Source organism: Streptomyces sp. DH24, assembly GCF_029813775.1.
Classification (GTDB): Bacteria; Actinomycetota; Actinomycetes; order Streptomycetales; family Streptomycetaceae; genus Streptomyces.
The window spans coordinates 1-237 of the sequence record NZ_JARVKW010000162.1; the positions used below are offsets into that span (position 1 = coordinate 1).

Consider the following 237-nt stretch of genomic DNA (forward strand, 5'->3'; position numbering starts at 1 on the left):
CGCGCTGCTGAGACGGACCATTCGGCGCCGTCAAACCATTCGACGCACCGTCCTGATTCACCGCACTGCCACGCACCACCGCAAGAACCCGATGCCCGTTCCGAAGCGCATCCGACTCCCGCTCCAGCACCAGAACACCGACACCCTCGGCCCAGCCGACCCCGTCGGCCGCATCCGAGAACGCCTTGCACCGGCCGTCCGGCGCCAACCCACCCTGCCGAGAGAACTCCACAAACG

At 67.5% G+C, this 237-nt stretch carries 1 protein-coding gene; it reads right to left on the reverse strand.

Translation table 11 applies throughout. From position 1 onward, the window contains the following. Positions 1–237, reverse strand: a 237-nt coding sequence (locus QC282_RS32310) for a beta-ketoacyl synthase N-terminal-like domain-containing protein (RefSeq protein WP_279553138.1), incomplete at both ends; no start/stop codon positions are given.